At 68.0% G+C, this 26,032-nt stretch carries 35 protein-coding genes; 14 read left to right on the top strand and 21 right to left on the bottom strand.

Annotated elements, in window-relative coordinates:
- Nucleotides 1-35: 35 nt before the first annotated feature.
- A complete protein-coding gene (locus tag RIB98_15110) occupies nucleotides 36-1,163 on the bottom strand; it encodes a hypothetical protein (protein ID MEQ8842312.1) in 1,128 nt (375 codons plus the stop codon).
- 95 nt (nucleotides 1,164-1,258) lie between these two features.
- On the opposite strand from RIB98_15110, the gene RIB98_15105 reads away from it, so the two are divergent.
- Complete coding sequence (locus RIB98_15105) at nucleotides 1,259-2,173, top strand: TIGR03564 family F420-dependent LLM class oxidoreductase (GenBank protein ID MEQ8842311.1); 915 nt, start codon at nucleotides 1,259-1,261, stop codon at nucleotides 2,171-2,173.
- A gap of 21 nt (nucleotides 2,174-2,194) precedes the next feature.
- Here the strand turns inward: RIB98_15105 and RIB98_15100 are convergent, their stop codons facing one another.
- Nucleotides 2,195-2,581 carry a VOC family protein gene (locus tag RIB98_15100; GenBank protein MEQ8842310.1) on the bottom strand — a complete coding sequence of 129 codons (387 nt, stop codon included), beginning with the start codon at nucleotides 2,579-2,581 and terminating at the stop codon, nucleotides 2,195-2,197.
- Nucleotides 2,582-2,770: 189 nt separating this feature from the next.
- Here RIB98_15100 and RIB98_15095 point away from each other — a divergent pair, with 189 nt between their 5' ends.
- From RIB98_15095 to RIB98_15070, 6 genes are all read left to right on the top strand, one after another.
- Complete coding sequence (locus RIB98_15095) at nucleotides 2,771-3,565, top strand: DUF4397 domain-containing protein (protein MEQ8842309.1); 795 nt, start codon at nucleotides 2,771-2,773, stop codon at nucleotides 3,563-3,565.
- A gap of 7 nt (nucleotides 3,566-3,572) precedes the next feature.
- Complete coding sequence (locus RIB98_15090) at nucleotides 3,573-4,274, top strand: class F sortase (GenBank protein ID MEQ8842308.1); 702 nt, start codon at nucleotides 3,573-3,575, stop codon at nucleotides 4,272-4,274.
- Nucleotides 4,275-4,350: 76 nt separating this feature from the next.
- A complete protein-coding gene (locus RIB98_15085) occupies nucleotides 4,351-4,563 on the top strand; it encodes a hypothetical protein (GenBank protein ID MEQ8842307.1) in 213 nt (70 codons plus the stop codon).
- Between the two features lie 265 nt (nucleotides 4,564-4,828).
- Nucleotides 4,829-5,083: a type II toxin-antitoxin system prevent-host-death family antitoxin gene (locus RIB98_15080; protein ID MEQ8842306.1), complete on the top strand. Its 255-nt coding sequence runs from the start codon at nucleotides 4,829-4,831 to the stop codon at nucleotides 5,081-5,083.
- Entirely contained in the window at nucleotides 5,080-5,466 is a 387-nt protein-coding gene (locus tag RIB98_15075; protein ID MEQ8842305.1) for a type II toxin-antitoxin system VapC family toxin, read from the top strand. Before RIB98_15080 ends, RIB98_15075 begins: the two co-directional genes overlap by 4 nt.
- Before the next feature lie 279 nt (nucleotides 5,467-5,745).
- On the top strand, nucleotides 5,746-7,080 hold the full coding sequence (locus tag RIB98_15070) for an MBL fold metallo-hydrolase (GenBank protein MEQ8842304.1): 1,335 nt from the start codon (nucleotides 5,746-5,748) through the stop codon (nucleotides 7,078-7,080).
- On the opposite strand, the gene RIB98_15065 is transcribed toward RIB98_15070, so the two are convergent.
- The 3 genes from RIB98_15065 to RIB98_15055 form a co-directional block, all read right to left on the bottom strand.
- Nucleotides 7,061-7,348, bottom strand: a complete 288-nt coding sequence (locus RIB98_15065) for a hypothetical protein (GenBank protein MEQ8842303.1) — start codon at nucleotides 7,346-7,348, stop codon at nucleotides 7,061-7,063. The genes RIB98_15070 and RIB98_15065 overlap by 20 nt on opposite strands.
- Nucleotides 7,349-7,446: 98 nt before the next feature.
- Nucleotides 7,447-7,893 (bottom strand): PGPGW domain-containing protein, encoded by a 447-nt coding sequence (locus tag RIB98_15060; GenBank protein MEQ8842302.1) that lies wholly within the window; start codon nucleotides 7,891-7,893, stop codon nucleotides 7,447-7,449.
- Entirely contained in the window at nucleotides 7,890-8,042 is a 153-nt protein-coding gene (locus tag RIB98_15055; GenBank protein ID MEQ8842301.1) for a hypothetical protein, read from the bottom strand. Before RIB98_15055 ends, RIB98_15060 begins: the two co-directional genes overlap by 4 nt.
- A 126-nt stretch (nucleotides 8,043-8,168) precedes the next feature.
- Between RIB98_15055 and RIB98_15050 the strand changes: the two genes are divergently transcribed.
- From RIB98_15050 to RIB98_15040, 3 genes are all read left to right on the top strand, one after another.
- Nucleotides 8,169-9,482 carry a hypothetical protein gene (locus tag RIB98_15050; protein ID MEQ8842300.1) on the top strand — a complete coding sequence of 438 codons (1,314 nt, stop codon included), beginning with the start codon at nucleotides 8,169-8,171 and terminating at the stop codon, nucleotides 9,480-9,482.
- A gap of 77 nt (nucleotides 9,483-9,559) precedes the next feature.
- Nucleotides 9,560-10,213 (top strand): hypothetical protein, encoded by a 654-nt coding sequence (locus RIB98_15045; GenBank protein MEQ8842299.1) that lies wholly within the window; start codon nucleotides 9,560-9,562, stop codon nucleotides 10,211-10,213.
- 179 nt (nucleotides 10,214-10,392) lie between these two features.
- Nucleotides 10,393-11,292, top strand: coding sequence for an amidohydrolase family protein (locus RIB98_15040; GenBank protein ID MEQ8842298.1), 900 nt, complete (start codon nucleotides 10,393-10,395; stop codon nucleotides 11,290-11,292).
- Between the two features lie 45 nt (nucleotides 11,293-11,337).
- On the opposite strand, the gene RIB98_15035 is transcribed toward RIB98_15040, so the two are convergent.
- From RIB98_15035 to RIB98_14995, 9 genes are all read right to left on the bottom strand, one after another.
- On the bottom strand, nucleotides 11,338-12,468 hold the full coding sequence (locus RIB98_15035) for a hypothetical protein (protein ID MEQ8842297.1): 1,131 nt from the start codon (nucleotides 12,466-12,468) through the stop codon (nucleotides 11,338-11,340).
- A 58-nt stretch (nucleotides 12,469-12,526) separates the two neighbouring features.
- Nucleotides 12,527-12,853 carry a type II toxin-antitoxin system PemK/MazF family toxin gene (locus RIB98_15030; GenBank protein MEQ8842296.1) on the bottom strand — a complete coding sequence of 109 codons (327 nt, stop codon included), beginning with the start codon at nucleotides 12,851-12,853 and terminating at the stop codon, nucleotides 12,527-12,529.
- A complete protein-coding gene (locus RIB98_15025; protein MEQ8842295.1) occupies nucleotides 12,850-13,089 on the bottom strand; it encodes an antitoxin MazE5 in 240 nt (79 codons plus the stop codon). The genes RIB98_15030 and RIB98_15025 overlap by 4 nt, the downstream gene beginning before the upstream one ends.
- Before the next feature lie 521 nt (nucleotides 13,090-13,610).
- Complete coding sequence (locus RIB98_15020; GenBank protein MEQ8842294.1) at nucleotides 13,611-14,156, bottom strand: hypothetical protein; 546 nt, start codon at nucleotides 14,154-14,156, stop codon at nucleotides 13,611-13,613.
- Nucleotides 14,138-14,383, bottom strand: coding sequence for a hypothetical protein (locus RIB98_15015; GenBank protein ID MEQ8842293.1), 246 nt, complete (start codon nucleotides 14,381-14,383; stop codon nucleotides 14,138-14,140). The genes RIB98_15020 and RIB98_15015 overlap by 19 nt, the downstream gene beginning before the upstream one ends.
- A gap of 115 nt (nucleotides 14,384-14,498) precedes the next feature.
- Nucleotides 14,499-15,458 carry a metallophosphoesterase gene (locus tag RIB98_15010; GenBank protein ID MEQ8842292.1) on the bottom strand — a complete coding sequence of 320 codons (960 nt, stop codon included), beginning with the start codon at nucleotides 15,456-15,458 and terminating at the stop codon, nucleotides 14,499-14,501.
- Between the two features lie 14 nt (nucleotides 15,459-15,472).
- A complete protein-coding gene (locus tag RIB98_15005; protein MEQ8842291.1) occupies nucleotides 15,473-15,958 on the bottom strand; it encodes a hypothetical protein in 486 nt (161 codons plus the stop codon).
- Entirely contained in the window at nucleotides 15,955-16,740 is a 786-nt protein-coding gene (locus RIB98_15000; protein MEQ8842290.1) for a hypothetical protein, read from the bottom strand. Before RIB98_15000 ends, RIB98_15005 begins: the two co-directional genes overlap by 4 nt.
- A gap of 134 nt (nucleotides 16,741-16,874) precedes the next feature.
- The gene (locus RIB98_14995) at nucleotides 16,875-18,638 is read right to left on the bottom strand and encodes an ADP-ribosylglycohydrolase family protein (protein MEQ8842289.1); all 1,764 of its coding nucleotides are present in this window, start codon (nucleotides 18,636-18,638) and stop codon (nucleotides 16,875-16,877) included.
- Between the two features lie 174 nt (nucleotides 18,639-18,812).
- On the opposite strand from RIB98_14995, the gene RIB98_14990 reads away from it, so the two are divergent.
- Nucleotides 18,813-19,535, top strand: a complete 723-nt coding sequence (locus tag RIB98_14990) for an NUDIX domain-containing protein (protein ID MEQ8842288.1) — start codon at nucleotides 18,813-18,815, stop codon at nucleotides 19,533-19,535.
- Nucleotides 19,536-19,548: 13 nt separating this feature from the next.
- Here the strand turns inward: RIB98_14990 and RIB98_14985 are convergent, their stop codons facing one another.
- Nucleotides 19,549-19,881, bottom strand: coding sequence for a hypothetical protein (locus tag RIB98_14985; protein MEQ8842287.1), 333 nt, complete (start codon nucleotides 19,879-19,881; stop codon nucleotides 19,549-19,551).
- A 244-nt stretch (nucleotides 19,882-20,125) separates the two neighbouring features.
- On the opposite strand from RIB98_14985, the gene RIB98_14980 reads away from it, so the two are divergent.
- Nucleotides 20,126-21,349 carry a PcfJ domain-containing protein gene (locus RIB98_14980; GenBank protein MEQ8842286.1) on the top strand — a complete coding sequence of 408 codons (1,224 nt, stop codon included), beginning with the start codon at nucleotides 20,126-20,128 and terminating at the stop codon, nucleotides 21,347-21,349.
- A gap of 165 nt (nucleotides 21,350-21,514) precedes the next feature.
- Nucleotides 21,515-22,150 (top strand): GNAT family N-acetyltransferase, encoded by a 636-nt coding sequence (locus tag RIB98_14975; GenBank protein ID MEQ8842285.1) that lies wholly within the window; start codon nucleotides 21,515-21,517, stop codon nucleotides 22,148-22,150.
- A gap of 169 nt (nucleotides 22,151-22,319) precedes the next feature.
- On the opposite strand, the gene RIB98_14970 is transcribed toward RIB98_14975, so the two are convergent.
- The 6 genes from RIB98_14970 to RIB98_14945 form a co-directional block, all read right to left on the bottom strand.
- Complete coding sequence (locus RIB98_14970; protein ID MEQ8842284.1) at nucleotides 22,320-22,868, bottom strand: hypothetical protein; 549 nt, start codon at nucleotides 22,866-22,868, stop codon at nucleotides 22,320-22,322.
- Nucleotides 22,850-23,095, bottom strand: coding sequence for a hypothetical protein (locus RIB98_14965; protein MEQ8842283.1), 246 nt, complete (start codon nucleotides 23,093-23,095; stop codon nucleotides 22,850-22,852). The genes RIB98_14970 and RIB98_14965 overlap by 19 nt, the downstream gene beginning before the upstream one ends.
- 235 nt (nucleotides 23,096-23,330) lie before the next feature.
- Nucleotides 23,331-23,660, bottom strand: coding sequence for a hypothetical protein (locus tag RIB98_14960; protein MEQ8842282.1), 330 nt, complete (start codon nucleotides 23,658-23,660; stop codon nucleotides 23,331-23,333).
- A gap of 39 nt (nucleotides 23,661-23,699) precedes the next feature.
- On the bottom strand, nucleotides 23,700-23,906 hold the full coding sequence (locus RIB98_14955; GenBank protein ID MEQ8842281.1) for a hypothetical protein: 207 nt from the start codon (nucleotides 23,904-23,906) through the stop codon (nucleotides 23,700-23,702).
- Between the two features lie 166 nt (nucleotides 23,907-24,072).
- Nucleotides 24,073-24,780 carry an endonuclease/exonuclease/phosphatase family protein gene (locus tag RIB98_14950; protein ID MEQ8842280.1) on the bottom strand — a complete coding sequence of 236 codons (708 nt, stop codon included), beginning with the start codon at nucleotides 24,778-24,780 and terminating at the stop codon, nucleotides 24,073-24,075.
- Between the two features lie 318 nt (nucleotides 24,781-25,098).
- A complete protein-coding gene (locus RIB98_14945; protein MEQ8842279.1) occupies nucleotides 25,099-25,434 on the bottom strand; it encodes a hypothetical protein in 336 nt (111 codons plus the stop codon).
- 103 nt (nucleotides 25,435-25,537) lie between these two features.
- Here RIB98_14945 and RIB98_14940 point away from each other — a divergent pair, with 103 nt between their 5' ends.
- Complete coding sequence (locus RIB98_14940) at nucleotides 25,538-26,023, top strand: hypothetical protein (protein ID MEQ8842278.1); 486 nt, start codon at nucleotides 25,538-25,540, stop codon at nucleotides 26,021-26,023.
- The last annotated feature ends 9 nt before the right edge of the window (nucleotides 26,024-26,032 follow it).

The following is a 26,032-nucleotide window of genomic DNA, read 5'->3' as shown; positions in this document are numbered from 1 at the left end:
GACCACCGATCGAGACCGGGCGCGAGCTGACGGGGCTACCCCTCGATCACGGAGGCGACGAGGCGGAGCTCGACCGAGCGGCGGACGACGGCGTCGAGCGCGTCGACGGTGCCGGTGCGCCACTCGTTCCACGCCTCGTCGGATCCGGCACCGGTGATCAGCGCGTTCGCCCGGTCGACCTGCTCGGCCAGTCGCGTCCATCCCCGGCGGATCGCGTCGGGCGCGTCGTCGGGGGGCTCGATCGTCGACACGTTGACGGGCGCCGGGACCCCATCGCCGGACCCGACTGCGCTCACGGCCCCGGACAACGCGCGGAAGAGCGGAACGAGCGCTTCCTCACCGGCGAGACACGCGGCGCCGTGCCCGGAGCCGAGGGTGTTGAACAGGTAACCCTGACGCGAATCCATGTCGGTCCGCACGAACCACTGCTGGTCCTCGTGATACAGGAAGCGCCAGATGTCGTTGATCGCGGCGTCGTCGTCGCGCTCGAGGAACCCGTCGACGGGTAGCCCGAAACGCAGCTGGTGGCGCTCGGCGTCGAGGGTGCGCCCGTCCATGAGGGTGAGGGGTTGCACCGGCGCGTGGAGCGGAATCCAGAGGTTGAGCAGGAAGGTGGCGGCGTCGTCGTTACGGCCGTCCGGGGTGACGTGGCGGAACGTGTCCGGCGCGGTGTCGTGCATCAGCTGACGCAGCGGCGTGCCGTAGACGTCCTGGTCGCCGTGGACGTACTTCGCGCCGCCGTGCCCGTTGGCGCCGACGATCCCACCCGGGTTGACGTCGATCCAGCCGGGGCCGGCTCGACGGTAGAACAAGCCGTCGTCGACGACCAGGTCGATGCGAAGCCGTGTGCCGTTCGCCAGCTCCACCTCGGTGCCGGTGAGACTCTGTCGGATCGCCGCCTCGGCGTCGCTCGTCAGCCGGTCACGCCGACGAACATCGGCGAGCGCCCGTTGGAGTGCCGTGTTGGCCTCGAGGCCGATCGTCTCGAACCCCGCGGCCTCCAGGCCCGGTTCGATCGCGCCGGGCGCCGAGAGGTCGGTGACGTCGCACACGTGCTCGTCGCCGGTGCCGTCCTCGGATGCGAAGTCGGCCCGGAGAAGTCCGGGACGCTCGGCGTCGGGCGTGACATGGCTCGGCTCGGAGAACGTGAGGGTTGCTCGCACACCACGACGCTACCCAGGTCAGCCTCCACGGGCGAGCGGTCGAGCGACCCGGTGACCGAAGCTCGACACGGCGCGGCGGGGCTACCCTGCCGCCCATGAGGGGACGTTTCACCGTTGGTCTGTTCGCCGGCAGCGACGCGACGTCGGTGGCCCAGGCCGTGGAGCGGGTCCGCTCGGCGGCCGACGGCGGCTTCGAGATGGTGTGGCTGCCCCAGACGAACGGGCTCGACGCGTTCACGGTGCTGGCGGTTGCCGGCCGCGAGGTACCCGGCATCGGCCTCGGGACGGCCGTCGTGCCGATCCAGGGACGACACCCGATTCCACTTGCGCTGCAGACGCTGACCACCGCCGACGCCATCGGTGCGGGTCGACTCACCGCGGGATTGGGCGTCACCCACCCCGCGGTGTCCGAAGGATGGTTCGGCGTGCCCTACCGCGGCATCGTCGACGTGTGTGCCGAGGTGATCGAGGCCGTCGACGGGTTGCTGTCGGACGAGCGACGCTGCGACGTCGAGGGCGATCACGTCACGGCCCGACTGACGACGCCGATCGAAGCGGCGGCGCCGAGCGTCGTGCTGGCCGCGCTCGGGCCCCGCATGCTCGAGCTCGCCGGCCGCGCCACCGACGGCACGGTCACCTGGATGACCGGCCCCGTGGCGCTCGAGCGTGACATCGTGCCGACCCTGCGTCGGGCCGCCGACGACGCGTCTCGGCCCGCACCGCGGGTGATCGTCGGCATCCCGGTCTGCGTCAGCGACGACGGCTCCGCCGCGCGGGACCGTCTGGCCCCGATGATGGATCGCGTCGCCACCATGCCGTCCTACGCCCGCAAGGTCGCCGCCGAAGGGGTGACCGACCCGGTCGACCTCGTCGTGCTCGGCGACGAGGTCGAGGTGACGGCGCAGCTCTCGCGCTATGTCGACGCCGGGATGACCGAGCTGTGCGCCAACGTGGTCGGCACACCCGAAGAGCAGGCCCGCACCCGCGAGTTCCTGGCCTGGCTGACCTGAGCCCGAGGCGCCGATGGCGCGTCAGTCGGCGTGTCGTTGCAGCAGCTCGATCAGGTAGCCGTCGGGGTCACGCACGAAGGCAACGGTGACCGGCCAACGGTCGAGCTGCTTCGGCGCGCTCTCGCTCTCGTAGCCCGCCTCGACCACGCGGCGGTGGGTTTCCTCTGCGTCCTCGACGTTGAAGTAGATCTTCCAGAGCGCGTTGCCGTGGTCGATCGGCCCGTCCTGGTCGCGGTGATACGCGAGCTGGAGGCGTCCGCCGCCGTCGTGGGCGGCGAGGACGATCTCGGAGAAGTCGTCGGTCTCGATGCGGGTCTGCACCGGCAGACCGATGAGGTCCTCGTAGAACCGGACCGACCGCTCGAGATCGGTGACGTTGATGCAGTACTGGGCGACCGTGGTGGGCATGGGCCACGATCGCAGCCGCCGGCTCGGTCGGCAAGACCAACGCGAGCCCGGCGAGGGGGACGGCGTCGCCCACCGCCTCCTGGACCCAGACCGTGCTTTCGCCCGGGTGTGCATCTGCGGCGCAATCGCGTTCCGTAGGACCCACAACCCACACCAACACCGTTGTGGGTCCGACCAACGGAGCTCACCATGAAGAAGTCCGTCGCAGTGCTGGTTGCACTGTTCACCATGATGCTTGCGTCGCCGGCCGGCGCGCAGGACGATGCCACGATCATGCTGGCCCACGGAATCCCCGACACCGACGTCGATGTCGTCGTCGACGGCAGCGCCGTCATCGAGGGATTGTCGTTCGGTGACATGGAGGACCTCTCCTCGTTCGCCGGTCAGACCCTCGCCGGCCTGACCGTCAACCTCGCCGGCACCGACACGGTCGCCATCGACCTCGGCGACTTCGACGTCCCCGCGAGCGGCAACTTCACTGTCATCGCCCACCTCGATGCCGACGCCAACCCGACGGCAGCGGTCTTCGAGAACGACACTTCGGCGATCGCCGCCGGTGAAGGTCGCCTCGTCGTCCGGCACACCGCAGCCGCTCCGGCCGTGGACATCCTCGCCAACGGCGACGCCGCGTTCACCAACGTGACCAACGGCCAGGAGGCGCAGGCCGATCTCCCCGCCGGCACCATCTCGGCTGAGGTCGTGCCCACCGGTGCCACCGAACCCGTCGTGATCGGCCCGGCCGACCTGCCCATCACCGAAGGCGAGTCGCTCATCGTCTACGCCGTCGGTTCGCTCGATGCCGACAGCCTCTCGGTCCTGACCCAGAGCATCGCCGGCCTCGGCTCCAGCCCCACCGTCGTCAACACCGGCAACAGCCCGGTCGACGACAGCGGCGTCAACACGCTGGCCATCACCGCGGTTGCGGTCATCGCGTTGCTCGGCCTCGGCATCGGCACCCGCCGCCTCGCCACGGTCAAGGCCTGACCCACAGGTGAACACCCTGCGCACCGCCGCCGGCATGCTCGCCCTGGCCATTCTGGTCGGGTCCTGCGCCGGCGGCGGTGCCGCGTCGGGCGGGCCCGCGCCGACGACGTCGGTCGCCGAGGATGCGGATGCCGTAGCCCCCGGGTCGGCGTCGGCTCCACCGACCACGACCACCTCGGAGCCGACGCCGGGTCCCGAGGTCTCGCCACTGGCCGACCTGGTGCAGCCGGCCGGGAGCCTGCTGTTCGATCCGTTGGCCACCACGCCGGTTCCGCAGCCGATCTCGGTCGACATCCGAAGCATCGGCGTCACGGGTGCCGAGGTGCGTGACGTCGGGGTCGAGCCCAACGGCGAGATGGAGATCCCCGGCGCCAGGGAAGTCGGCTGGTACCGATGGAGTTCGAGCCCCGGCCGGGCGGGATCGGCGGTTCTGGCCGCCCACATCGCCTACAACGACGCCGACGGGGTGTTCCGCAACCTCGACGACGTGAACGTCGGCGCGGGGGTCACGATCGGCTACGACGATGGCTCCGTGCAGGATTTCGTGATCATCGATGTCGGCCAGTACCCCAAGAACGAGTTGCCGGTCGACCGGATATTCGCCAAGGACGGCGACCCGATCGTGGCCCTGGTCACCTGCGGCGGGACCTTCAACCCGACGCTTCGCAGCTACGACGACAACGTCGTTGCCTACGCCATTCCCGCGTGACCACCGGTGACGGAGGCGGGCGGCGATCGCTGGGAAACGAAATGATCGCGCCTCGTCACGATCCCAGGAGATCCTGTTGTCCGCCGTCTCCACGTCCCCGGTCGACTACGACCCCTACGACATCGCCATCAACCACGACCCGTACCCGGTCTTCCAGCGGCTGCGACAAGAGACGCCGCTCGACTACAACGAAGAGTTCGACTTCTTCGCAGTGAGTCGTTTCGACGACGTCGAACGCGGGTTGCGCGACAACGTCAACCTGATCTCCGGACGCGGTGCGGCATCGTGAGTGACCGGTCGCTGATCCCCGCGACGATCGAGGAGACCCTCCGCTTCGAACCGCCGGCCCCTCAGGTCGGGCGCCATGTCGCCCACGACATCGAGTTCCAGGGCCGAACCGTCCCCGAGGGGAGTGCCATGCTCCTGTTGCCCGGCGCCGCGAACCGCGACGAGTCCCGATGGCCCGACGCGGAGCGCCTCGACATCCATGACCCGGATGCACCCAGACGGAGCGGGCGCGGTGCCAGGCGTCGCACATCTGCTACAGTTGTCGCATGGCCGACGTCGCATCGCGGGAGCTCCGCAACTCGACACGATCGCTGCTGGACCGTGTCGAGTCCGGCGAAACGATCACGATCACTGTGGACGGACGGCCCAAGGCGGTGTTGGCCCCCGTCGGCCACCGGCCGCGCTGGCTCGCACGAGCCGAGTTCGCCGCATCCATCCTGGAGCACCAGGCCGATCCCGGCCTCACCGATGACCTTGCCGATCTCGCCGGCGAGATGACCGATGAACTCCCGCTCCCGTGAGCCGCGGCCTGGCCGACACTTCGGTGTTCATCGCTCGAGAGACCGGCCGGCCCCTGAGGGTCGAGGCTCTGCCCGATGAACTGGCCGTGTCGATCATCACCATCGGTGAACTGCGGGCGGGCGTGCTGGCCGCCGAGTCCGTGGAGACTCGCGACCGGCGGCTGACCACGCTCACCGCTGCGCTGCGACTCGACCCTGTTCCCGTCGACGATGCCGTCGCCCGCGAGTGGGCGCGCCTACGGGTCCAACTGCGTGACAGCGGACAACGCATGCCGGTCAACGACTCGTGGATCGCGGCGACCGCCCTCGCGCTCGACGTCGCCGTCGTCACACAGGACGACGACTTCCCCCAGGTGCCGGACCTCAGGATCACCAGAGTCTGAGGGGCGTGGCACGCAGCGGTACGTGACCCAGATGCGCTCGGGGGCAAGGCGCACACAAGACGTTTCGTGAGGAACCGCGCCGCACGAGTCGAAGTCTCAGTCTTCATGGCCATGAGGACGCTCGGCAGGGTTTTCCGTCATGACCGACCCGCAAACGCGACGGGAGAACGAGACCGGCGATGTTTCGCTCGTGGACCAACGGGTAACGCTTCGATGAGCCGAGAGCCGGTCAGCCCGACCGCCCATGCCCACTCCGGCGAAAGGCCCCCGATGCCCGTGATGGTTCACACGATCGACACGCCGGGACTGGGTGATCGAAGCTATCTCGTTCACGACGGTACGACCGCGTTCGTCGTAGACCCACCCCGCGACATCGACCGCGTGCTCTCGGCCGCCGCCGGTCACGCGGTCACGATCTCGAAGGTCTTCGAGACCCACGTGCACAACGACTACGTGAGCGGGGGCCTCGCGCTCAGCCGACGCACCGGCGCCGCCATCGTTGCCAACATCGACGACGACCTCAGTTTCGGCGTGCAGGGCGTCACCCACGGCGACATGATCCGCGTTGGGACGATGACCGTGGAGGCCCGGCACAGCCCCGGCCACACCCACACCCACCTGTGCTATCTCGTCCACCTCGACGGCTTCGTTCGTGCCGTGTTCACGGGCGGATCGTTGCTGTACGGCACGGTTGGACGCACCGACCTGGTGGGCGAGGACGCAACCGATCAACTCACTCGAGACCAGTGGGCGACCGTACGATCACTGGTCGAGGACGTCGACGACGATGTCCCCGTGTACCCGACGCACGGATTCGGCAGCTTCTGTTCCGCCCAGGCCGGGGCCGATCGCCAGAGCGGCACCATCGGCGACGAACGCACCAACCCGGCACTCGCCAACGACGACGTCGACGCCTTCGTCGAAGAACTGCTCGCCGGATTGACCGACTACCCCGCCTACTACGCCCACATGGGCCCTCTCAATCGAGCCGGCATCGCCGAGCCCGACCTGTCGGCACCCGTCGGTGTCGATGTCGACGAACTGGCCGCGCGCCTCGACGCAGGCGAATGGGTCGTCGACCTTCGCGACCGGTGTGCCTACGCCGGCCGCCATCTCGTCGGCACCTTCAACTTCGAGGCCGAAGGTCTCCCCACCCACCTCGGCTGGCTCATGCCGTGGGCGTCGAGGCTCACACTGCTGGCCGAGAACCCCGACGACATCACCCTTGCCCAACGTGCCCTGTGCCGGATCGGCATCGATCGTCCCTCGGCCGGGGACCTCGCCGCGTCCGTTGATCGACTGGCCACCAGCGAGTACCCGGTGGTCGACTATGACGATCTCGCCGCGGTCGCCATCACCGACCGAGACTTCGACGTCATCGATGTGCGACGAAGCGACGAATACGAGGCCGGCCACCTGGACGGAGCCATCAACATCCCGCTCCACGAACTGCTCGACCACCTCCACCACGTGCCCGACAACCAGCTCTGGGTCCACTGCGCCTCCGGGGCCCGGGCATCCATCGCCGCCAGCGTGTTGCACCGGGCCCGCTTCGATGTCGTCCTCGTCGACGGAGGGCCCGACGACCGTTCGGTCAGGCGCGAACGCCGGTGACCGGCTGATCCCCCATCGGCGTCGTGACGCTTCCCGTGAACTCGTCACCCGAGACCGTGCCGGTGAAGACCAGGGTCGCCTCGCCCCGGGGGCTCTTCATGTGGCTCGCGAAGCTCACGGTGTCGCCATCGATGACGACGTCGTGCAGCACGGCCTCGCCCATCGGGCTCGTCATCGTCCCGGTACCGTCCTCACCCAGGACGACCTCGGGCTTCTGCTCCCCCATCGGGGTCTGCATGGTCATGATCCACTTGCCGGCTGCGCTCATCGGTGCTCCTCGAAAGTGTCGGTTGCCGCCGAACCTAGTGGGCGCCGGTGCCGCGACGATCACCGGGGCCGAGGCCGGTGGAACCCTCGGGCTATCGCTCAGCCCAGGATCCACCGCCGCACCCGGGGAACGAGCACGGCCATGGCGCACGTGCCGGCCACGATCGCCGACAGGCCGAGACCGGCGCTCTCGCTGAGGAGCACCGCGACGAGTCCACCTCCGACCAACGCAACCGCCGAGAGCAGGAGCAGCCCGCGCGCCGAGCGACTGTCGTCGATCTGGTCGGTGACCTTCTTTGTGCGCTCCTTCGCCCGGTCGAGGGTGCGCTCGGCCCACGCGAACTCGGTGGCGAGGATCGCCAGACCGAGGATGGCGACGATCAGGCCGGGGCCGGGCAGCACGAGCATGGCCACGCCGGCGCCGAGCACCGTGACCCCGAGGAGGAAGATCACGAGCCGTCGAAGGTTCGACGCGATCAACTCGAGCCAGGTCAGTGGATGGTGCAGCCCTCGGCTGGAATCTCTCTTGCCGTCGGTCGCACTCATCGGTTCATCAGTTCGCCGAAGGCCGAGCAGTCGGGGTTCTCACACATCGAGGGTTCGCCCGCGGCCTCGGGTGGCAGTGCGCTCACACCGCACGACGCGCAGATCGGCGAAACATCATCATCATCGGTCTCGTCCCACAGGTCGCTCATGAGGACAGTGTCGCTGCCAGCGCGGGTTTCGACACCTCACCCTCGGCGACGTTTGCGTGCAGCTCGGGCGGCCGCCTACCGTCGACGGCCGACTGACAGGGACGACCAGTAAGGGGCGCGGGACAGATGGGGCGACGTAGTGCGGTGGTGCTGGCCGCGATCGGACTCGTGGCGCTGGGAACGTCGTGCGGCGACGACTCGGGCGTGCAACCGCTGTCGATGCCGGACAGTGCGGCGCCCGAGTCCACCTCGACCATCCCCGAGGGACGCGACCCCGAAGGTCAGCCCGATCTCGGCGAGGGACCGGCCGACACCGAGGCCGAACTCGACAAGATCGCCATGCCCGAGGTCATCGCCACCACCAACCTCGGCGAAGGCATCTTCCACCTTCTGATCACCGACGACGGGCTCTACGCGGCGCGAACGGCCGGCGACACGATCCTGCGTCTCGACCCCGACACCCTCGAGATCGAAACCGAGAGCGACGAGGCCTACGGTCTCGCCGACGACGCCGACGACATCTGCAACTCCATCACCTCACAGCTCGAGAGCGGACAGCATCCGTGCGCCATCGACCCCGAAGCCGATCTGAAGAACAGCGGGCTCAAGATCACCGCGTACGACGTGAGCGACGACAGCGTGTGGATCGTCGACCCGACCAGCCAGCGGCTGGTGCAAATGGACAACCAGTCGCTCGAGTTCCAGCGGTATCTCCACCTGGGCGGCGAGCCCACCGCGGTGCTGGCCCACGACGGGGCGATCTGGGTCACCCTCACCGACTACCGCAAGTTCGCTGACGACGCCGCTGCGGCAGCGCTGCTGCGGATCGACCCGTCGACCATGATCGTCACCGACACCTACCCGTACGAAGAGGGGACCACGGTGGAGGAGACGCTGGACCGGGACCAGGGCGTCCCGCTGGCCATCTCGAACGGACAGCTTCTCGTGGGGTTGACCGCCACCTCCGAGTCGGAGGGGACGGTCACCGTCTCCTGGCACGATGTCGAGGGCCGGCAGGAGAAGCGGGAACTCACCACCGAGGACGGGATCTGCGAGGGCCCGGCCGGGGGGCCGGACCGCTGCTCTGCGCTCGTCAGCGGCGACGATCTCTGGATCGTCGAGAACCCGAACTTCCGGATGGCAGGAACGGGCCGCAACGCCGTCGGTCGGGCGGCCGGCGCCGCGGACGAACTGGCCACGGCCGTCGTCATCGAGGAGTCCGGCGCGACGGGCGACCTCCTGCTCGGCGACGCGGCATGGCTGGTGACGGGACAGAGCGGCAGCGCGACGCTCATCGATCCGGCGACCATGCAGGTGTCCGAGATACTGCAGTTCGAATCGGCTGCCAACGTGAGCACGGGCACGGCGGCCGGCGACCGGTTGTGGGTCGCGGACATCTCCACCGGTGACGTCACCCTCGTCGGACCGGCGGGTTCGTAGACACCGACGGCGGCCCGGCCGGTCGGCCGGGTCAGGCGCGCCCGGGAGTTGTCACGGCGAGGAACGACCATCGGGGTGTGACCGCCGACGAGCAGTCTGGATCACCGGGCCGCTACGACGGGCCGAGTCCCTACGACAACCGAACCGACATCGAACGACTCCTCGCCCGCCTCGGTTCGCGCTCCCCGGGTCGTCGGCCCGCGTTACCCGACGCCGACGACCCGTCCCGGCCCGAGCCCGGCCCGTTCACCTGGACGCGCTCGATGCGCCGCCGCATCGAGCATGTGGCCCGCAACGCGATCGCGGTGGCTGACAGCGACGAGCTCTGTTCCGCCGACGTCGACGTCTTCCGGCTGCGGGGCGGACGATTCGTTCCCCGATCGGCCGTCGATCATCGAGGAGCAACCGGCTTCGTCGTGTTGGTCGAGCGGGGCACGCCCGCGATCGTGTTTCTGTGCCCGGACGAGTTCCCGGTCCGGGCCACGCTCTGGGGTGTCGCCGTCCTGCTCGCCAACCGTGTCCGTGCCGCGCTGGGCGACGTCGCCCGCCCCACGACGGGTCCGCCGATCGACGATCCCCGCTGGCGCGGTATCGGCGTCGCCGCCATCGACGGAACGGTCCATGTTCGCCTCCACACCAACGAGTTCGATCGAACCGTGGCCCTCGAACCCGACGACGCCCGGCGCTTTGCCGTGATCCTCGACGTGGTGAGCGGCGTCGCCACACGGTGATCGAGCGGTGATCGCCGCCCGGTGCGGTGGGGCATTGGTCCGGGCCACCCGCAGCGGCAATACTCGTCGTGCACCGCGCTGCGGCTGGTGCTGAAGTTGCTCGGGGACCGGGTGAGTAGTGGACGACCGGTCACGATCGTGTCGCCGACGACATCCGCCGCCCGACATGAGGAGAAATCATGGGCTTTCCGGACAACATCGGCATAATCGACCCGGGGGTCGGATTCCCCTACACCAGCGTCGAGGAGAAGAAGGCTGCCTACCAGTTCATGCGGCCGCTCTACAAGGACACCGACACGATCGAGTCGATGGAGTTCCCCGCGGAGTACATGTTCAAGAACGCGCCCGATGTGGTGGCCGAAGGGACAGATCCGATCGAGTGGACCATCGCCGAGATGGACAAGTGGAACGTGCAGGTCGGCGTCATCGGTACCGACGAACAGAGCGTGGAGGCCGTACGTCGACATCCTGGCCGGTTCGTGCAATCGCACGGGCTGGAGAACACGAACCATGTGATGGAGACCGTCGACGGTATCCGGCGGGCAAAGGACGAACACGACATCGTCAGCGTGGGTTGCTTCCCTTGCGGGATGTTCCCGCAGGTCGCCATCGACGATCCGAAGATGTATCCGGTCTACGCGACATGTGTGGAGCTGGACCTCCCCATCTTCATCAACGCCGGCATCGTCGGGCCCCGGATGCCGAGTTCGCCACAGGAGGTCTGGCGCCTCGATCAGGTCTGCTACGACTTCCCCGAGCTCACCATCGTCACCCGCCACGGCTGTGAGCCGTGGGAGAAGCTGGCGATGAAGCTGATGCTCAAGTGGCCGGGCCTGCACTACTGCACGAGCGCGTTCGCCCCGAAGCACTATCCGGATGAGATCGTCAAGTTCGCCAACACTCGCGGCGCGGACAAGGTGATGTTCACCGGCTACTTCCCGGCCGGCCTGTCGATGGAGCGACAGTTCACCGAGATGGCCGAGTACAACCCGTTCAAGGACGAGGTGTGGCCGAAGTTCCTCCGAGGCAACGCGATTCGCATCCTCAAGCTCGACGAGAAGCTCGGCCTCGAGGCCTGATCAGGCCGGCGGGTCTCGGGACGCGGGCAACGCGGGCGAGAAGTGTCAGCCGAGGGCGCCGAACGCGTCGTACGCCTGGCCGCGGGACTCGGCCATCCGCCGGCCGGCGTCGAGCTGCGAATCGCTGATCCCGCCGGGCTCGAACGGCCCCCGGGAACCGACGGCAACGGCGACGTCGGACTTCGGGGTGATGTTGTACGCGCGACGGATGTCGTCGAGCGTCCGGTCCGCCATCGAGAAGTAATCGAGCGCGAGGAAGTCGACGCTGCCGGCGACCAGGGCGCCACGCCGGAACGCGTCGGCCAGCCGCTCCGGCATGCCGTCGAGATCGAGCACCCCGTGGTCCGCCTCGAAGAGGCCTGCCGCCGCGGGCAACAAGCCGGTGTGAAAGAGCGTGATCGCCATCCCGAGCAGCGCGAACGCCTCGGGGTTGTCGCTCGCCCGCGCCATGAAGGCGAACACCTCGATCTCGGCCTCCAGCCGACTCCCGTAGTCGGCGAGCACGTGGACCCAATCGTGTTGGGACAACAGCGGCGGAACCGAGTCGGGTTCGCCCGGGAAGTGGAAGCCGCGGGCCACGTAGAAGTCGTGCACGGCGCGCCCGAGCGTTCCCTCGTCGAGGTCGCCGAGCGCCCGCCAGCGGGCCGCCAATTCCGGGGCGACGGCGGTGGCGGACCACGCCTGCACGTGGTCCTCGGAAGTCCGTAGCGGTGTGAACTCACTGAGGTCGAGCGTGCTGATGTACGAGCCGCGGTCGATGTCGGCCGCGACGAGCTGGGCCGACCCGGTGGCGAGGGCCTTCGCCTTGTGCAGCGAGTCGGTCGGCACCGAGAGCTCGGTCGCGAACGCGATGACACGGTCGGCGACCCCCGCATCGGGGAACGGGAGCAACATGTGACCGAGGTCCATGAGGTGAACCATCTCGGCTCGGAATCGGCGGTCTCGGCCCGCCAGCCCCTCGGCGAACTCGACCGGCCCGATCGGCTCGAGCTCATCCAGGTCGAGCTCGTGCCCCGTCATCGACGCGGTGATCGCCGTGAGCACCTTCGCCTGGAGTGGCGAGAGCCCGTCGTCGGGCTGCATGGCTGTCTTCAGGCCACGGGTGAGGTGGACCACCTCGCCGCGGTCCGGTGGACCCATGAGCGGCGCATCGACATCGGGAAACGGAACGGGCACGGTGGAGACGATAGGCGGCCGGCACGACCGACGACAGGGCCTACGGAGCCGCCCTCGGTCAGCTGCAGTCGGTCGCAACTGCGAGAGCGGCACACACTTCATCCAGCCGGCGGACGGTGAGTGAACCGAGCCGGTCGGTCAGCACCGCGACGGAGACGGACTCGACCGAGTCGAGATTGACGGCGCACGGTCGCGGGACCGGGTCGTCGCCCGGCTCCAGCAGGACCTCGCTGGGCAACCCGCGGATCGTGGTCGTGCAGGGCGCAACGAGCGCTCGACGAAGGCGCGGGATCGCCACGTCACGGCTGAGCACGACGACGGGACGGCGCCCGACGGACGGTGGCTCACACCACCACACTTCGCCTCGGCGTGGCGTTCCGGTCATGTCGCCGAGGCCGCGTCTCGAAACGTCGAGAGGTCACCCCACTCGTCGGGTTCCTCGGGTGGATGCGCTCGGTAGGCAGCCGTGTAGCGCTCGTCGGTGTCGACCCTGCGGTAGTGCGAAAGGAGGGCGGCGAGGGCCGCGTCGATGAGTTCGGCGTCGTTCGAGCCTGCACCCGTCTCGCGCGCGTGTTGCAGAAGCTCCTGATCGACGGTCGTACTGATCCTCGTCCGTGGCATGCCACAAACATAGCATGGGTATGCTATTCCCATGCTATGAGTGGTCCCCGTCCTCGTCGAAGCGACACCCGCACGACAGCATCTGACCGCCGCAGACCGGGCAACGCTGAACGTCACAGCCCGGGTGATGGAAGCCACCGCGGGGCGCACCACAGTCGCCACATCTCGCGCCCCGCCACTTCGGCCGCTCCTGACCGAACCTCACCATCGGAACCGACAATCCTCCACGATGCAGCTCGGCAGTCGAGCACGACACGCCGTCCGTCATCTCCAACTCACACCAGTGACACAAGGCCATCTGCGGCCTCCTCTCCGGAGGCGCCGTGCGGCTGGCCCCCTCCATGACGCGCAGTGCGTCGTGTGGCGGGAGCGTGAGCTCCGAGAGCGCGTCGGCGTCGAACCGACCCGGTGCATACAACCTATTCACCGGCTGTGACAGCGCGCACCGGATCATCGGCCGCGACCTTCTCTGACACCGAACGAGTCGGTATGGCAGAACGAGTCCGCGGTGACCGCAAGTGTCAGCGCCCAGCCGACGCCAGCGCCTCGTCGAGAGCCTCGCCGATCCCGAGTTCGGTCGCCCACCGTCGGAGGTAGTCGGTGTCGAGGTCCCGCCCGGCCAAGATGGCGACAACGTCACGAAGCTGCTGCTCGGAACCCGACCGCGATCGCCACTCGAGCTTGGCCAGGACCGTGTCCTCGGCCGTGGCGACGAACAACTCCACGTCGCCGATGACCGCCTGCTGACGGCGCCGGAACTCCTCCCGGCTGAACGGTCGATCCTTGCGGATGATCAGATCGGCCTTCCAGCCGGTCTCGGTGTCGATGACATTGCACATGTCTCGGGTGCGGACCGCTCCGACAACGTCATCGACGTAGTAGCGGGAGCGGTCGAGGTCATCGGCAAAGCGCCGGATCGCGTCGGGCGTGGGGTCGATCACGAGGTCGATGTCCCGGGTCATTCGCGGCTCACCGTGGAACGTGCTCGCCATGGAGCCGGCCAGCATGTGAGGGATCTCCGCGTCGTCGAGCGACGCGACGATGAAGCTCAGGAACTCGAGCTGCATCGAGCTGCGTAGCCAGCGATCTCGTCGCCGTGCAAAAGGCGGACCCACTCGAGGGCGACCTCTGCGTCGGTGAGCCCAGGGTGGCGGGACCGGATTCCGGCCAGCGCGATCGTCTTGCTCTCCTCGGCCATCTCCGCGGCATGGGCAACCCGCTGGGCGCCGCTCATCGACGCGAAGACGGCCGTGACACGCCGCCGGATCTCTGGCGAGGTGTCAGTGGTGGCCATGCGCCAACTGTAGACGTCGGCTGCGACACCGGGGCCAGGTCTTCGGCGGTTGCGACGGGCGACCTCTTCTTTGACGCAGAACGAGTCACGCCTCGGACTGGCGTTCGTGACAGGTTCAGGCAGCAGTTGCGACGAAACGCTCGTCGATTAGGACGGATCCGCGCTGCCACTGGTAGGCGACGAGCGGCCCGCCTTTGGCGACGCTGTAGTCGACGCAGGCAGTGCGGTCGCTGGTGATGGCCGGCGTACCGCCCTCCCAGTAGTGGCCGTAGAACACTGGGACGTCGTCGGCGTACGGTTCGACCGGGGGCGGCGGGTCGATCGGGGTCTCAGGCAACGGCGGGTAGTCGCGGCCGTCGAGGGTCTTCGAGTGTTCGGGGATGACCGCCGCACGGCGCAGGCTCGTTGCCGCGTCGGCGAGCCACCACCTGAGTCTGGCCTCGTTGCGTTCGTGACCGTCCTTGTCGACGAACGGCTCTGGGATCGCGATCTCCGGACCCTTGAGCAGGTGTTCGATCGCGTGATGCGCAGCGCTGCCCTCGCGGGATGCCTCGAGGACGAGTTCATCGGTGAGGGAGTTGGCGGGGCCGACGATTCCGGCGATGTCGGCCATCGCCTTCGGGTCCCAGCAGGCGTGGACGACCCGAAGCTCGCCGAGGTCGAGCCACAGCGGAAGCTCCCTGAACCAGCGCAGATGCTCGTGGTGGAGGTCGCTCCACTCACCGACTTGACGGAGATAGCTCTGGTGCTGTCTGTAGTTCTTCTTGTTGTGGCGACGCAGATACGCGGTGGGCTCCTCTGGGTCACGAGTCGCCCAAGCGATGGCATTGAACTCGTGGTTGCCGAGGACGATCTGCGCCGTGCCGGCGTCGACCATCGATCGCGCGATGGCGACGGTCTCGACCTGTTTCGGACCTCGGTCAATGAGGTCGCCGACGAAGATCGCCTGGCGGTCCGGATGCGTCCACACGCCGGCGCGTGCCTCGTAGCCCATCCTCTCGAGGAGGGCGACGAGCTTGTCGGCATGGCCGTGTACGTCGCCGATCACGTCGTAGCCCTCGATCGTCTCGGTCATCGTGTCTCCCTGTGTCACTCCGGCTTCAGCCCCAGTCCGGGCAGGAGGATCTCCTGCCCTTCGGAGTGGAAGGCACGGTAGGTGAGCCAGCCGGGATGGGCGACGTCGTGGATCTCGAGGAGGGTCCGCACGGCGAGCTCGGCGATCTCGGCGTGGTCGAGAGGCGGCGCCCATTCCAGGTAGTGATTGGGCGATCCGTCGGGGTCGGCCTGCGGGACGACGCCCGGGCCCGAGGTCGGGTCGTTCCAGCCGAGCGCACGCAGTATCGCGATGTCCTCGATGCTCAGCCGCTCGGGGCCTTCGAGGTAGGCGTTGCCGACCGTTTCGGCCCGCATGCCGAAGTAGCCCTGGGCAGCGAACTGCACGAAACGGTTCCTGCACTTCACGTTGAGGTTGAGGAACTGGTCCTCCTCGAGCGCTCGCAGGGCCTCGGTGAGGCGTTCGTGGAATCCCGGCCATGCGTCCGACACCGGTCGGCGTCCGGTCACTGCTTCGGTCATGTGGTTGCCTTTCGGTGGTTGGTGGCTGCTGCGTCGATGGTCTGCCAGTGGACGTCGACGAGCTGCTCCATGGTGATGCCGGCCGTGTAGCCGCCGGCCAGGACCCAGGCGATCGGTGTCTGCTCGGCGGCGGCGCGTTCGAACACCATCCGTTCGCGCACGGTCACGGTGAGGCGACTGAAGCCGGGGTGGATGTCGACGCCGGCGTTGTAGAGGACGATGTCGGTGCCCGCCCAGTCGATTTCGTCGAGCATCCCGGCGACGGCGACGATGTAGTCGTCGTCGCCTCGTCGGACCACGACGAGGCGGTCGTGGGGGCCGACGTGGTCGTAGCCGTCGAAGATGTTGGTCGACAGGTCGAACTGGCGAACCGAGTCGGTCAGGTCGTGGTGGGCAATCATGGCTGCGGTTCCTCCGCCGCAGTGGGCGTCGAGATCGAGTACGACCACTTGCAGGTCGTCGGCGACGAGGCGAGCCGCGGCCACTGCGAGTCCGTTGACAGTGCAGAATCCGGCGCCCTGTTCGGGTCGCGCATGGTGCAGCCCCGACGAGAGCGATCCGGCGACACCGTCGTCGAGGGCCGCGTCGGTCGCCGCAATCACACCGGCGGTGGTGTGGACGGCCATGGTCCAGATGCCGGAACACCAGTCGAAGCCCTGGGATTCGGCCAGGTACTGGTCGACTCCGGTTCGCAGGGCTTCGACATAGTCGGCGTCGTGGAGGTGGTAGATGCCCGCGGCGGCTGCGGCGACGGCGTCGGTGGGTGGCTCGAGCAGTTCCACGCCGGCGGGTTCGCGGGTGCGGATGGTCTCGGCGATTCGGAGGGCCTTGCGAGTGGTGTCGAAGGCGTACTCGGCCGCGATGTAGTGGTCGTCGTAGAAGATTTTGATGGTGGTGTTCCTTTTCTGCGGGCCGCTCAGCGGGAGCGGCTCTTGCGCTTGCGTTCGGCCCGGACGTCGTCGAGAAGACGGTCCTTCATGGCGTGCCTCACCGCTCGACCGGCGCCGCGCACGGCGATGCTGGATTCGGCGAGCATGGCGAAGCCGTCGCGCACGCCGTCGCCGGTGTGGTCCCAGTCGGCGGCCTGGCCGTGGCGCATGCCCATGGTGCGGGCTTCGCCGAAGCTGTCGATGTTGGCCCCGAGGAAGACGAACGCCCAGCCGGCGTCGCTGCGGGCCTTGACCATGTCGGCGATGCGGTCCCGGGTGAAGCGGCTGCTGGCGTTCTCCTGGCCGTCGGTGATGACGGCGACGAGCTGGAACTCGTCGGGGTCGGCGGTCGTACGCCGGTCGATCGTCTCGATGAGCGTGCCGAGGGCGTCGAGCAGCGGTGTGCTGCCGCGGGGCTGGTAGGTGCGCTCGTCGAGGTCGGCGATCTTGGCAACGGGGACCGCGTCGGCCACCACGGCCTGGGGGTCGAGGCCGTCGAACTGCACGAGCGTGATCCGGCACTCGCCGGGAAGCTCGCGCTGTTGGGCGACGAAGGTGTTGAAGCCGCCGATGGTGTCGTCGGCGATCGAGCTCATCGAGCCGCTGCGGTCGAGCAGGACGGCGACATGGACGCGGTCGGCGTCGGCGGCCGAGGCGACGTCGGTGGCCGTGGTCGGTGTGCCGGACACGAACTCGCGGTGGAGTCGGTCGGCCATGGCCCGGATGTCGCCGGCGGCCTCGAGGTCGTCGAGCCAGCGGTCGGGCAGGCCGGTCTCGCCGTGGTAGGCGCCGGCCATAGCGCCGGTCATGGCGGCGACGGTGTCGGCGTCGTAGCCGCCATTGACCGCCACGACAATCGCCTCCTCGGGATCATCGGCATTGGCCAGGAAGGACCAGATCGCAGCCGGGAGCGATTCGAGAACGAACGCGCCGTTGTGGGTCCGGGCGAAGGCCTCCGACGGCGTGAGGGCGAGCATGTCGGCGAGCTCGGCGATGCGATCGACGAGACGGACCGGGTCGGGCCCGGCGTCGGGGCGGCGCTCGGTGGCGCCGGCATCGTCGAAGCCCTCGAGCACGTCGACCAGCTCGGCTAGGAATGCCTTCGGGTCGAGCGTGCCGGAGGCGGTGCGGGTGAGGCGGGCGACGGCGTAGGCCTGGACGATGCCGGAGGCCACGGCGAGGCGGTCGGCGTGGGTGACCACGGCGTTGCGGGCCGTCTCGCGGCGCAGGGCGGTGAGGTCATCGCCGAATGCGAGCCCGAGCGGGGCCACCCGCATGGCCACGCCGTTGCCGGCCGAGGGCACGCCGGCCTGCCACCAGTCCTTGCCGTCGCGTTGACGGATGATCGACTGGCGGGTGGCCCGGCCGATCCCGCGGATGGCATCGAGGCGGTCGACGAGGGTCCGGCCGAAGTCGGCGGGGTGTTCGTCGCCGGCGTCGAGGATCGCCCGGGCGGTCCACAGGGTGAGCTGGGTGTCGTCGGTGAAGGTGCCGACCGGTCCCCCGTTCCAGCCGCGCCACGGCATGAACTCACGGATCTGTCCGTGGCGGGCCTTGATGCGGGACGGTGAGCTGCCTTCGGCCGGGCGGCCGAGGGCGTCGCCGCAGGCCGAGCCGAGCAGGGCGCCACGGAACCGGTCCGCAGTGGGGGCGTCGGCGGCGGCGATGAAGGCGGTCGAGCGGGGTCCGGCCGATCCGGTGGGGAGAAGGCCCCGGTTGGTGAGTTGGGTGTCGATGTCGGTGGTGTTCACAGTCTTGCTCCAGGGGTTCTGAGGTCGGGTTCGGGTGCGTCCATGAGAGATGTACGGCTTGGTCGTGACTCGGGCGCACTGGCCACGAGGGCATCCGCCGCCCTTTGTGTCGATACGACAATATCAAGAGATGGATGTTCTTGTCAAACTGATACGAAATGGTAGGGTGTCGGGATGGCCGACGGCGAGGACTACGACCCCGCAGCGTTCCCACCGTTCGCCGTCACGGTTGACCTGGTGGTCTTCACCATCCGTGACGACCGTCTGCAGCTCGTGCTCGTGCAGCGGGGCGCTCCCCCGTTCGAGCGGTCGTGGGCGCTTCCGGGCGGCTTCGTCCACGTCGACGAAGACCTCGAGGACGCGGCCCGCCGCGAGCTCGTCGAGGAGACCGGTGTCGACACCGGACCGAGCCATCTCGCCCAGCTCGGTGCCTACGGCGCCCCCGACCGCGACCCCCGCATGCGGGTGGTGACGGTGGCCTGGTGGGCGATCATGGCCGCGGTCCCCGACCCTCGGGCCGGCACCGACGCAGCGCACGCCGATCTGATCGGGGTCGACGACGTGATCGAGGGCCGGGTCGAGCTCGCCTTCGACCACCGTCGCATCGTCATCGACGCGCTGGAGGCGCTGCGTGACCGACTCGAGGACACCACCATCGCCACCACGTTCTGGACCGACGAGTTCCGCATCAGCGACCTCCGACGCGTGTACGAGATCGTGTGGGACACCGAACTCGAGCCGGGCAACTTCCAACGAAAGGTCCGCAAGGTCCCCGGTTGGCTCCGGCCCACCGGCTCGTTCGACGAGCGCGGCACGGGCCGACCGGCCGAGCTGTTCTCCAGCCAACCCTCGCTCAGGCGACTCGAGTCGCCGATCCGGCGCGAACGCAGGGATTGATCTCTCGGCCTGCTCAGGTCTCGCCCGGCCGGGCCTCCAGGATGTCCTCGACCGTCAGCTCCACGCCGGTGAGATCCGGGATCTCGATGGCCGCAGCGAGGCCGTGCGCCTCGATGGCGGCATGGAAGCCGTGTTGTCGTGCCGTGAGAAGGATCTTCAGTGCCGACATCGTCGCCTCGAGCGTGGCGGCCAGGGCTGCCGGATCATCGAAGCGAATCTCTGCCAAGGGTTCCATTGCGTCCGGATCGAGGAAGCAGAGCTGCATCCCGCAGCCGTCGTGTTCGGTGTCGAAGAGCGAGAAGCTCATGGTGGGGTTGATGTCGGGTGGGTGTTCGTCGTCGTCCATGGCAGCGCCTCCGGTTCGGGATCGAGACGGAATGTGTAGTCGACCCCTGTGACAACGGTCCGCCGAAGCCGTACGCGCTTGACGGCAGGTCGGGCGAACACTTGTATGGGTCGAACCGGATGCGGGACCGGCCCTCCTCATGCCTGTGATCACTCCTTCTCTTTCAGCGACCCCATCGGACGATCGACTGGAAATCGCCATCGTCGGCCGCCCGGTCGCGCGCGTCGACCGGCGCGACGGCGGCGTGCACGTCGGGGTCCTGATGCTCGGCGGCGATCGCTGCATCGATGTCAGCACCCAGCCCGGAACGGTGCCGACCATGCTGCGCCGCGAGGCGCGGACTCGGCGAGAGGACCCGAATCGGTGGTGCAACGGCGTGGCCGGCGCGCTGTTCGAGGTGGCGACCCGGTGGGGGTTCGGCGACCTCCCGGCCAACGATCGAGGCGACCTCGACGCGATGCTCGTGTCGCTGTCGTTCCCGCTCGCCTTGCTGGCCCGGCGGGGCGGCGCCGGACCTCTTCCCCACGTTCCCCGTTGGGCCGCGCCGACCCTGCGCGCGGAGTCGGCCACCGCAGCAGCCCGGGTCGCGCTCGGCCCGACGGCCAACCGCAGCGCAGCCCGCGCGCTGCCCCGGGGGATGATGCCCGGCGACGGTGCCCCGGCGGAGGCGGCGCCGGACCTGCGCCCGCTCGGGCTCGCCATCTCGTTGGCCGACCACCTCCCTGCGGAGCGCCTGGCCACGGTGCTGGCCGGGGGCGGGCGATGGTTGCCGCCGCAGCACTGGCCGACCGACGACGACGTGAAACAGTTGCGCCGACTGTGGCGAACGGTCGACGAGGCGACCGCGACCGCCCTCGCCGTCGATGCCCTGAGCATCGAGCGCGGTTGCACCCGCCTGCGCCGGTCGTTGACCATCATCGAACCGTTTGTGGTGGTCGCCGAGCTGACCCTGGCCCGTCGCGTCGTCGATCTCGAGCGCCAGACCGCGGTGGCCGTACCGCTCGAGCACCCCGAACCGGTGCCGCGACGAGAACTGCGAGTTCGCCGGGCCCCCGTCATCGCCGCGGCGCCCGCTCCCGCTCCCGCGCCGGACCCCCTCCCCGCCGTTCCCCTCATCGCACCGAATGACGGCCCGGGCGGCACCGACGGGTTCGTCTATCCGCCGACCATCGAGATCGCCCACGGCTATCGACTCGGCGAACACCGGCTGGTCCTGCCCGGTGACCCGGTGGAGCTGACGCGGTGGGGTCGGCGGTTGTCGAACTGCCTCGCCGACTACGCGGGAGCGGTGCGCAGTGGCCACTCGGTCGTGGTCGGCCTCGAGGAACGCGACACTCTCGTGGCCGCGCTGGAGCTTCGCAACGGCACCGTTCGCCAGTTCGTCGGCATTGCGAACTCCCGCCCGACCCGGGCCCGCCGCGACGTCGCCGAACGCATGCTGCACGACCTCGCCCTCGGCGGCCGCTGACCGGCCACTCTGCACCGGAGCAGCGGCCGCCGACGCAGGTTCTTCCACAGCGAATGCGTCAGAGACGTTCTCGAGCCAAGACGAGTCTCGCCACATCGGGCACGAGGGGTTCCGACGGATCTCAGTTCGCGGCCCAGTCCCAGATCGTCTCGGGCGTTCCTCGTGATGACGCTTCTGCCCGCCGAACATCGAATGATCGCGCTACAACGGCAGATTCACGCGAAGATTGCCTTCCGGAGATTCAGTGCTCGACAAGAAATGCCGGGGCGTCGTATGGCAATCACATTCGAACCGGCTGACGCCCGCCGAGATCACGCCGTGCTGACGGAACTCAACGTCGAGTACCTCGACTGGCTCGATGCGAACATCCGACGCGATTTCGGGATGACCCTGCCATCGCTACTGGGACAGCCGATCCACGATTACGTGGCCGAAACGCTCGACAAACTGTGTGCAGCCGAGCCACCGGAGGGGGTGTTCTACATCGTTCGCAACGACGGGCGGGCCGTCGGCATGGGAGGGGTGCGTCGTACGAGCTCGGGAGCATCCGAGATGAAGCGGGTGTTCGTGCGGCCGGATCAACGTGGCGGCGGGTTGGGAATAACCATCGTGAAGCGGCTGATCTCCGATGCGGAGTCGTTCGGCTACACGAGCATGCAACTCGATTCCGGGCCGTTCATGACGTCGGCACATCGGCTCTACGAGTCCGAGGGATTCCGGGACCGGCCCATCTATGACGATGCGGAGGTGCCCAGTGAGCTTCATCACAACTGGCGATTCATGGAGCGCAGCCTGGGATGACGAACGGGACGTAGCCAGTCGCTGTTCGTAGCCGAACGCGAGATGCCACCGAGGACGCAGACGACACCTACAACTCTTGCGACGCCGATCTTCTCGTCCGAAGAACGGGTCACGGACGTCGGCATTCGGCCACAATCTGACTCGGCTTCTTGGCCTGGCGCGGCGGGACCTAGGCTTTGCCCGCTGCAGCCAACGCTTCGTTGAGCGAGTCGGCGACTCCCAGCTCTGCGGCCCAGCGCTGCAAGTAGACCGTGTCGAGGTCCTGCGCAGCCAGGACGGCGACCACGTCGCGGAACTGACGCTCGGAATCCGAACGGGCCCGCCACTCCAACTTCGCGAGAACGGTGTCCTCCGCGGTGGCAATGAACAGCTCCACCCCACCGACGACCGCCGGCTGGCGTCGATCGAACTCCTCGCGGCTGAACGGGCGGTCCTTGCGCACAATCAGATCGACCTTCCAACCCGTCTCGGTGTCGATCACGTTGCACATGTCGCGGCTACGAACCGCCTCAACAGCATCGTCCACGTAGTACCGAGACCGATCGAGGGCGGCCACGAACCGCTCGATCGACTCGACGGTTGGATCGATGACCATGTCGACATCACGGGTCATCCTCGGCTCCCCATGAAACGTGCTCGCCATCGAACCCGCCAGCATGTGAGGAATCTCGGCGTCGTCGAGAAGGGCGACGACCGCGCTCAGGAACTCGAACTGCATCGAGCCACGCGCTCGGCGACCTCGTCGCCGTGCAGGAGCCGCAACCACTCGAGAGCGACCTCGGCCTCAGACCATTCGGGGCGCCGCGCCCGGATGCCCGCCACCGCGATCGCCTTTGCTTCCTCGGCCATCTCGACGGCAATGGCCACCCGCTCCGCGCCGGTCATCGACGCGAAGATGCCCGACAGGCGCCGGCGCACATGGGGTGGGGTGTCCGTCACGCTCATGGCGCAACTGTAGACGCCCCCGCCGACACTGCTCAGCCCGCAACGCCCCACAACGCCCCGAAGCGAACAATTCCACGAGGACCGCTCGGTCGATTCTGGGCGGGAGAACGGGTCACAGCGCATGACTTCGTCGTCATCGATCCGCCGAGATCCCGCTGATCCGGGCGCGCTTTTCGGCCCTCGGAGAACCCGCGCCGGCCGTTGCGCGCGACTCGCGTCGTTCTGGAGCGTTGTCCTACTCGGAGCAGACGGAAGCGACGGTGAGTGTGATGGACAAAGAGATGAGGAAGGCGCTGCGTTCCAGGGCCGGGTACGACTGGGAAGTGCACGAAGCGACGCGGCAACGCAACGCGGCGCAGATCGCGTCGACGCCGAAACCGGAGTATCCGGCGACGGGCACGGCATTGATCGGCGCGAGGATCTCGGTGGCTCGGGCACGTCGGGACGAGGCACTCAGGCGGTTGGCAGGAGACGGAGCCGGTGGTCTGAGGACCGGACGGCCACTCGACACGATGATCACCTCGACGCGGCGTGCAGAGGTGTCGGACCCGTCGTCGGCCGCCATGCCAGGCCCCGACAGCGCGTTGAGCCAGGCGCTGCCGTCTCAGCCGGCGTCGCGCATGAGTTGATCGAAGCGCTCCCAGGTGAGTGAGATCGCCGACTTGTGCCCGCGCGGGACCCAGTCGATGGTGCCCCGCGACACCTGCAGTTGGCCGAACTTCTCGTCGTCGGCGGTGACCTCGATGATCAGGTCGGCGTTGACGACCTCGAGGGGTCGGGAGGGATGAACCGTGATCGCATGCGTAGCCATGACAAAGCGTCGCGCAATCGACCGCGTCCGAACCGTTCTTGCGGGAAGAACGAGTCGTGATGGCGGTTCTCGGACGAAGAACGAATCGCCGGTCAGCTGGTGAGCTCTCGTCCGAGTACCGAATCGATTGCGGTCGGTGAGTTGCTCGCCTTCGCGTCGATCGCAACTAGCGAAGCGTCGACTGCGGAAAGAAGTCACCAACGACACCGGCATGGTCGCTCATCCGCACGCCATCGACGACCTTCGGCCAGCCGTGCACGCTCTCTGAGCGGAGAAACGCGGTAGCGATGTGGTCGTTCTCCTCGCGGTCCCAACCCGGGACGATGCCGGCGGTCGGAAGCGCGAGGCCATCAAGACAGTTCGCAATCGCGTCGCGGTGCCGCGCGCCCCGTTGGGGAGGAGATCGAAGCCTCTGATTGAAGTCGCCGGCCACGACCAGCGGAGTGGATGTCCGTCGATCGTCGATGAGCTTTCGCAGGCAAGCGCAGTAGGCGATGTGGTCCTCCCACGGCTTCCTGTTCCTGTCTCCGTGCACCACGTTGGCCATGTGCCAGGAGATGCAAACACCGATCACGTGGACGGGTCCTGATTCAGTGTCCGTGGTCGCCGCAACGAAACGATGGGGCGGCAACTCCAATGAGCCGACGTCGTCGACGTTGCGCCACGGTTTCCGGGACCACATCACGACCTTCCGCTCATCATCGCTGCCCCACGACCGGCTCGATACGAGGAAGCCATCGCCGGCCGGGAAAGAAAGGCGCGCTTCAGTGAGCACAAGGATGTCAGCGCCAAGAGAACCGAGATGTGTAACCGCCGCTGCGCCCGTGGGCGATGTCGTCGTCTTCCGTTCGAGATTCCAGGTCGCTATCCGCATCGCAACTCCATCACCGAGCGATCCTGCCCGAGGTTGTCGCGTGACTCAAGCACGCTGCGACACCCGGCAGCGGCGAGCGCCCGCCACGTTTGACCCCAATCCCGGATAGAGCGTTCCTCATGAGGGCCGAGAACGAATCGAGTGGTGAGTCCCAGGCACCGAGCGGGCAGGGATCGCACTCGGCCTCGTTCAAGTCGGCCACGAAGGGCATGCCGCTTCAACGATTCAGCGGCGCAGCCCTCCAACGCTGAACGAGTCGACGAAGAGTCCTCAACCAAGAAACGAGTCGCAGGTGTTGCCTCTTGTGCGCCAAAGAACTCAGTCCCAGAGGTAGTACTTGAGGGGATCACGGGCCAGGAGCTGCTCACCGCAGGCCGGGCACGGCCAACGCAAAGCGGTTGGTTCGCTGTCGTCGCCGAGTACGACGACCGGACTCGCACAGGTCGGGCAACCGTCGCGGTCCTGCCACAACTCGACCCGTCGCGAGTCATCAGTCTCGGTCGGGTCGGCCCACGACTCGACGGGTACGACACCGACCGCCCTGCACGCACCGCACGCGTAGGCCGCGTAGCGGATACCGGCCATGCCCCAACCAACGCCGGCGCTGGCCTCGAAGCCGCACCCCTCACATCTATAGCCGATGCCTCGTCCCATGTTCGTCCCCCTTCTTGAGCACTGTCGGGCGACGGCGTGACACGCAGTTGTACGTCACAGCCGACCGGTACACAGAGGGTAGAGACAGAGCGAAAGTGTGGGGATGGCAATCACGTTCGACATCACACCAATCGGGCCAGGCGAAAGCCCCGAAGCCGCGATGGCGCGCATCTACGGCGGTGGATTGCAGATCAGCTGGACGGAAACCGACGACGGCTGGGAAACAGTCGATGAACACATCGAGGACTCGGTGTCCGAATGGGAGCCGCCGTCGGGCTGGGCCAAGCCGGTGATCGAGCGACTCCTCGAGCTCTACCCGTACCAACGCGAGGACGACGAAGGCGGCGGAATCTGTCTCTGGGACACCCCGGTGACCTGGCAGGTCGAGTTCTTTCGCGGAGGCGTCACATTGCGGCGGCGTCCCCGCGCGAGCAACGAACCGCCTGCCCCGACCGACGCCGAGTTACTCGGCGCGTTCGCCGGCATCCATGCCGTTGTCCACTTCAATGGCGACGAATGGTGGGCCATCGTGGAAGAAGCCGCAAACGACGACTCACTGTGCCTGCTCGACCTGCCGCCCGGTTCGTAGCGTCTGTTC

It is taken from the genome of Acidimicrobiales bacterium (assembly GCA_040219515.1).
Lineage (GTDB): Bacteria > Actinomycetota > Acidimicrobiia > Acidimicrobiales > Aldehydirespiratoraceae > JAJRXC01.
The sequence above is the reverse complement of the archived record's forward strand: the minus strand, read 5'-3'. Positions and strand labels throughout refer to the sequence as shown.

Excerpts from the sequence above, each read along its gene's own strand:
- RIB98_15020 (MEQ8842294.1), bottom strand. The coding sequence starts at position 14,156 with ATGCAGCTCGAGTTCCTGAGCTTCATCGTCGCGTCGCTCGACGACGCG.
- RIB98_15070 (MEQ8842304.1), top strand. The coding sequence starts at position 5,746 with ATGGTTCACACGATCGACACGCCGGGACTGGGTGATCGAAGCTATCTC.
- RIB98_14940 (MEQ8842278.1), top strand. The coding sequence starts at position 25,538 with ATGGCAATCACGTTCGACATCACACCAATCGGGCCAGGCGAAAGCCCC.
- RIB98_14960 (MEQ8842282.1), bottom strand. The coding sequence starts at position 23,660 with ATGGCGGCCGACGACGGGTCCGACACCTCTGCACGCCGCGTCGAGGTG.
- RIB98_15065 (MEQ8842303.1), bottom strand. The coding sequence starts at position 7,348 with ATGAGCGCAGCCGGCAAGTGGATCATGACCATGCAGACCCCGATGGGG.
- RIB98_14985 (MEQ8842287.1), bottom strand. The coding sequence starts at position 19,881 with ATGGACGACGACGAACACCCACCCGACATCAACCCCACCATGAGCTTC.
- RIB98_15010 (MEQ8842292.1), bottom strand. The coding sequence starts at position 15,458 with ATGACCGAGACGATCGAGGGCTACGACGTGATCGGCGACGTACACGGC.
- RIB98_15040 (MEQ8842298.1), top strand. The coding sequence starts at position 10,393 with ATGGGCTTTCCGGACAACATCGGCATAATCGACCCGGGGGTCGGATTC.
- RIB98_14945 (MEQ8842279.1), bottom strand. The coding sequence starts at position 25,434 with ATGGGACGAGGCATCGGCTATAGATGTGAGGGGTGCGGCTTCGAGGCC.
- RIB98_15105 (MEQ8842311.1), top strand. The coding sequence starts at position 1,259 with ATGAGGGGACGTTTCACCGTTGGTCTGTTCGCCGGCAGCGACGCGACG.
- RIB98_15060 (MEQ8842302.1), bottom strand. The coding sequence starts at position 7,893 with ATGAGTGCGACCGACGGCAAGAGAGATTCCAGCCGAGGGCTGCACCAT.
- RIB98_14955 (MEQ8842281.1), bottom strand. The coding sequence starts at position 23,906 with ATGGCTACGCATGCGATCACGGTTCATCCCTCCCGACCCCTCGAGGTC.
- RIB98_15095 (MEQ8842309.1), top strand. The coding sequence starts at position 2,771 with ATGAAGAAGTCCGTCGCAGTGCTGGTTGCACTGTTCACCATGATGCTT.
- RIB98_15055 (MEQ8842301.1), bottom strand. The coding sequence starts at position 8,042 with ATGAGCGACCTGTGGGACGAGACCGATGATGATGATGTTTCGCCGATC.
- RIB98_15025 (MEQ8842295.1), bottom strand. The coding sequence starts at position 13,089 with ATGCCACGGACGAGGATCAGTACGACCGTCGATCAGGAGCTTCTGCAA.
- RIB98_14970 (MEQ8842284.1), bottom strand. The coding sequence starts at position 22,868 with ATGCAGTTCGAGTTCCTGAGCGCGGTCGTCGCCCTTCTCGACGACGCC.
- RIB98_15005 (MEQ8842291.1), bottom strand. The coding sequence starts at position 15,958 with ATGACCGAAGCAGTGACCGGACGCCGACCGGTGTCGGACGCATGGCCG.
- RIB98_14990 (MEQ8842288.1), top strand. The coding sequence starts at position 18,813 with ATGGCCGACGGCGAGGACTACGACCCCGCAGCGTTCCCACCGTTCGCC.
- RIB98_15100 (MEQ8842310.1), bottom strand. The coding sequence starts at position 2,581 with ATGCCCACCACGGTCGCCCAGTACTGCATCAACGTCACCGATCTCGAG.
- RIB98_15030 (MEQ8842296.1), bottom strand. The coding sequence starts at position 12,853 with ATGACCGGAACGCCACGCCGAGGCGAAGTGTGGTGGTGTGAGCCACCG.
- RIB98_15050 (MEQ8842300.1), top strand. The coding sequence starts at position 8,169 with ATGGGGCGACGTAGTGCGGTGGTGCTGGCCGCGATCGGACTCGTGGCG.
- RIB98_15015 (MEQ8842293.1), bottom strand. The coding sequence starts at position 14,383 with ATGGCCACCACTGACACCTCGCCAGAGATCCGGCGGCGTGTCACGGCC.
- RIB98_14965 (MEQ8842283.1), bottom strand. The coding sequence starts at position 23,095 with ATGAGCGTGACGGACACCCCACCCCATGTGCGCCGGCGCCTGTCGGGC.
- RIB98_14975 (MEQ8842285.1), top strand. The coding sequence starts at position 21,515 with ATGACGCTTCTGCCCGCCGAACATCGAATGATCGCGCTACAACGGCAG.
- RIB98_15080 (MEQ8842306.1), top strand. The coding sequence starts at position 4,829 with ATGGCCGACGTCGCATCGCGGGAGCTCCGCAACTCGACACGATCGCTG.
- RIB98_14950 (MEQ8842280.1), bottom strand. The coding sequence starts at position 24,780 with ATGCGGATAGCGACCTGGAATCTCGAACGGAAGACGACGACATCGCCC.